This is a genomic window from Mesorhizobium sp. M7A.F.Ca.AU.002.02.1.1 (assembly GCF_003998535.1).
GTDB lineage: Bacteria > Pseudomonadota > Alphaproteobacteria > Rhizobiales > Rhizobiaceae > Mesorhizobium > Mesorhizobium ciceri.
On record NZ_RZPB01000622.1, the window covers coordinates 1 to 3,572 of the forward strand.

Annotated in this window: 5 protein-coding genes; all 5 read left to right on the plus strand. The window is 63.6% G+C overall.

All coding sequences use genetic code 11. The annotated features are described in order from the left end of the window. The coding region (locus EN879_RS40750) for a type VI secretion system-associated FHA domain protein (protein WP_348631505.1) at window positions 1–106 on the plus strand (106 nt) is incomplete at its 5' end. A gap of 3 nt (window positions 107–109) precedes the next feature. Then, window positions 110–562: a type VI secretion system lipoprotein TssJ gene (gene tssJ, locus EN879_RS28035; RefSeq protein ID WP_024504481.1), complete on the plus strand. Its 453-nt coding sequence runs from the start codon at window positions 110–112 to the stop codon at window positions 560–562. Window positions 563–602: 40 nt separating this feature from the next. After that, window positions 603–1,937 carry a type VI secretion system baseplate subunit TssK gene (gene tssK, locus EN879_RS28040; RefSeq protein ID WP_063170593.1) on the plus strand — a complete coding sequence of 445 codons (1,335 nt, stop codon included), beginning with the start codon at window positions 603–605 and terminating at the stop codon, window positions 1,935–1,937. A gap of 4 nt (window positions 1,938–1,941) precedes the next feature. Beyond that, complete coding sequence (icmH, locus tag EN879_RS28045) at window positions 1,942–3,264, plus strand: type IVB secretion system protein IcmH/DotU (protein ID WP_063170594.1); 1,323 nt, start codon at window positions 1,942–1,944, stop codon at window positions 3,262–3,264. A gap of 1 nt (window position 3,265) precedes the next feature. Continuing rightward, the coding region (locus tag EN879_RS28050) for a hypothetical protein (protein WP_164774618.1) at window positions 3,266–3,572 on the plus strand (307 nt) is incomplete at its 3' end.

Consider the following 3,572-nt stretch of genomic DNA (forward strand, 5'->3'; position numbering starts at 1 on the left):
GTGGGGACTTTACCAGAAGCGCCATCGTGAAATCGCCGAGAGTGCTGAAAAGAGCTTCCTTGGCGAAATCGGCGCTGATTTTCGAGATGCATATGAGGAGGAGTGAGAGATGATTGATCGACGTGAATTTGTTGTTGCCTTGGGCGCGACAGGGTTGCTTGCGGCTTGCCAGAGTGGTCCGCCGAAACCATCGGTGATCACCGTCAACGTAAACGGCGGTGCTGGCATGAACCCGGGACCAGGCGGCGGCGACCGGCCGGTAACGATCCTGGTGATGCGGCTGAAAAGCACCGGCAAATTCAATTCCGCCGACTATTTCGCGCTGCAGGGGGATGCCGGCACGGCGCTGGCGGGCGATCTCATCGGATCCGACCAGATTTCCGTCGGGCCGGGAAAATCCGCATCCAAAACCATCACGGTCGAGCCGGACGCGACGGCGCTGGGCTTTGTTGCTCTGATCCGCGAGCCCGGCGGCCGGAACTGGCGGACAACCAAGTCGGTGTCGTCGGGATCGAAATTCACGATCAACGTCACGCTTGGCAGCGGCGGCATTTCCGCCTAGCGGCAAAGGGCAAGGGGAGCTCGATACAGAGAGTAGCGGCATGAGCAATGCAAACAGGGTGCTATGGTCCGAAGGGCTTTTCCTGCGGACCCAGCATTTCCAGCAGCAGGATCGCTTTTTCGAGGCGACGGTGCGCGGCGCGTTGCAGGCCGGGCAATTGCATACGTTCGGTTTCCAACAGCTGACGCTGGACCAGGCGTTGCTGGAAGCCGGCCAGATCTCGATTCTGTCCGCGCGGGGCATCTTTCCGGATGGGACACCTTTTTCCATCCCGGACATGATGGACGCGCCGCGACCGCTGCCGGTCACCCCTGACACGGGCGCCGGACCGGTGCTGATCGCCTTGCCGCTGGAGCCTCCGGGCGGTGTCGGCTTCGATCCGGCACACGCTGCCGCCTTGGGTGCGCGATATCATGGGCGTATCGTTTCGGTGCGTGACGCCGTCCAGGGCGGTTCAGACCCTGAAGAAATCGAAATTGCCCGGCCGCAGGCGCTGCTGCTCGCACCCGGCAAGTCGGTCGGTGGCTACACGGCCTTGCCGATCGCCGACCTCAAGGGGATTCGAGCCGATGGCGGCGTCTCCCTGGACGAGACCTTCCTGCCACCGACCTTGGTTACGGGCGCCGTGGCCTGGTACCGGCAATTGCTGCTGGAAGTTGTCACCGGCCTCGACCAGATCGCCGAGGCGCATGGCAAGATGGTCATGGGCGGACCTGGGCGCAGCGTCGAAGATTTGCTGATGCTCAATCTCGCCAATGCGGCACGTCCGCGGCTGGCCCACATGCTGGCTCAGGATGTGTTCCATCCAGCCGAGCTTTACCTGGAACTTGCCGGCCTCGCCGGTTCGATGGCGACCTACGGATCGAGCGCGCGGCGGCTGGGCGAGTTGCCCGCCTACGATCACATGGCGCCTGGCCCTGCCTATTCGGCGCTGGCGGATGCGCTGCGCTCGCTCATCCTCAGCCTGCGTTACATCGAGCCCAAATCGCGTGCGCTGCCTGTCATGCGGCATTCGACCAATGTCTGGAAGATCCGTATCGACAATCCGAAGCTGCTGGTGGCCAGCCGGATCGTCATCCGGGTCGGTTCGGAGTTGTCGGAAGACGCGCTGCGCAAGATATTCGTCAATCAGGCAACCGTCGGCTCGGCCGACCAGTTCGAGGGCCTGTGGAAATCGCGTTTGCCCGGCATTCCGCTGAAACCGCTTCATTCCCAGCCGCGCGAGATTCCTTACGATGGCGATCGGTTATGTCTGGAACTGGACCAGAAAAGTGAGCACTGGGCGTCGCTGCTCGACGCTCCCGGCTTCGTCATCGGCGTTTCGGGCGTGTTGCCAAGCGAGCCGCAGGTGGACTGCTATTCGGTGAACAGGTGAGATCATGAGCCGCGATGATCCGTTCGGACTGTCGGAGGATCGCGAACGCACCCGCATTCGATTGACCGGCGCGCCGATGCCGCGGCCGATGGCGCCACCTTTGCCGAGCGCGTCGGTAAAGCGCTCCCGCACCCATCCGAACGCACTCGTCAACGCATTTGCGCCCTTGCTCGAATTCGCTCCCGAGCTTGAAAGTGCGCTGCCGCCGGACAATCCGGAAGCATTGCGTACCCGATTGCTCGAAGAACTGGTCCGGGCACGCGACACGGCTATGTCGGTCGGATCCTCAATGGAGCGCGCCGACCAGGCGGCCTGGGTGGTGGCGGCGTTGCTCGACGATCTGGCCCTGAACACGCCATGGGGCGGTGCCAGCGCCTGGCCGCGGCAGCCGCTTGTGGTCATGCTGCGCGGCGATGTCGATGCCGGCACGCAGTTCTTCACCCGTCTCGAAGAACTCGAGCGCCATCCCAACCGTGATCGCGAATTGCTGGAACTGCAGTATCAATGCATGGCGCTTGGCTTTCGTGGCAAATATCGCGTGTCGGCCCGATCCGGCGACCGCTCGCTCAATGCCGTTCGCGTGGCGGCGGCACGCTTCCTACGCGATGCCGACGCCGAAGGCGCGCCACTGTCGCCAAACTGGAAAGGCGTGATCGCATCTGACGAGCCGCAGCGCTTCATCGTTCCGATCTGGGTCATGGCGCTCGGTGCGGCGGTTGCAGCCATGACAATCCATGTCGGGCTCTCGATGGCACTGAGCAGCCAGGCGGTCGAGCTCTCCGCACTTGTTCGCGCACTGCCGCCGCCCGCGCGCGGCGACATCACCCGCACGTCGCCCAAGGTCGATGCCCCGCCGCCGGAGAAGGTGGATTTTGCGCTGTTGCCGGAATTTCAGGCCGGGGCGCCCGCCGACCTCAAATCCGCCCTCAGCGGCACCGAAAGCGTTTCGCTGGCCAAGCTGACGATCCAGGCCTCCAATCCCGAACTGTTCCAGTCGTCACGGCCACAACTGACCGAAGGCTTCGAGCCCCTGATCGGGTCGCTCGCCAAGGTGATCCTCGCCAACCAGGAGCTGATCGGAAACATCACCGTCGTCGGTCATACCGACAGCGTTCCCCTGCAAAAGACCAATCCGCTGTCGACCAACCAGCGACTGTCGGAGGCTCGCGCCCAGACGATTGCCGACATGCTGGTCCAGAACGGAGTGCCGCGGGATCGCGTCCATTCCGAGGGCCGCGCGGCCACCGATCCAGTCGCCACCGACAGCACGCGCGAGGGGCGGGCCTTGAACCGCCGCGTCGAGGTGCTTGTCGAAAAGAGGCTGTGAGATGTTCATCCTGCGCTTCCTTTGGGCTGTCCTGACATCACGCTGGCTATGGACGCTGATCGGCCTCACGCTGCTTTCCCTGGTCATCTGGGTGTTCGGTCCGATCGTCAGGGTCGGTCCCTATGAACCGTTCGCCTCTGATAACGTGCGCATCGTCATCATTGCGCTGCTGGTCATCTTCTGGCTGACCTGGCTGATCGTCGCCCAGCGCCGGGCGATCCGCGCCAACCGCATGTTCGTCGCCGAGATTGCCGCGCCGGTGGTGGAAAAGCCGCTCAGACCCGGCGAAGAGAATGTCGCGGCCGTCG